The 503-nt window shown below is 69.8% G+C and carries 1 pseudogene; it reads right to left on the reverse strand.

Features of this window, described 5'->3' with window-relative positions:
- Window positions 1-487, reverse strand: a pseudogene (locus tag JCM19049_RS21795) (aminotransferase class I/II-fold pyridoxal phosphate-dependent enzyme); the annotation flags it as partial.
- Window positions 488-503 lie beyond the last annotated feature (16 nt).

Here is a 503-nt window from a genome sequence, read left to right on the forward strand (position 1 = left end):
GCCAGTGCTTGGACAGGGTTGCGGTGACCAGCACGTGGGCGCTGTGCTGCAGCCCGGCAGCACGCACTGCGCTGCCGCCGGGGGTGGCCGCCAGGGAGTGCGCCTCGTCAACCACCAGCAACGCACCGTACTCTTGGCATAAGCGGGCCGCAGCGCCCAGGTCGGCACTGTCCCCCAACACCGAGTACAGGGACTCAACCACCACCGCCACCCGTAAGGGGCCCGGCTTGCCCGGGCCTGCTGCCGCTGTTCCTCCAGGATCCGTCTCATCCCAGCCAAGTCATTGTGCCCGGCGGTGCGCACCGCGGCCCCGGAAAGCCGCGCCGTCCACCAGGCTCGCATGGGCGTGGGCGTCGAGGATGAACAGACTGCCAGGGCCGCCCAGTGCCTGCAACAGGCCCAGGTTGGCGGTATACCCGCTGGAGAACACCAAAGCGGCATCCCGTCCGGTGTAGCGGCACAAGGCGTCTTCCAGCTCCCGGTGCACCGGCAGCGTGCCGGTG

The organism is Arthrobacter sp. JCM 19049, assembly GCF_001310435.1.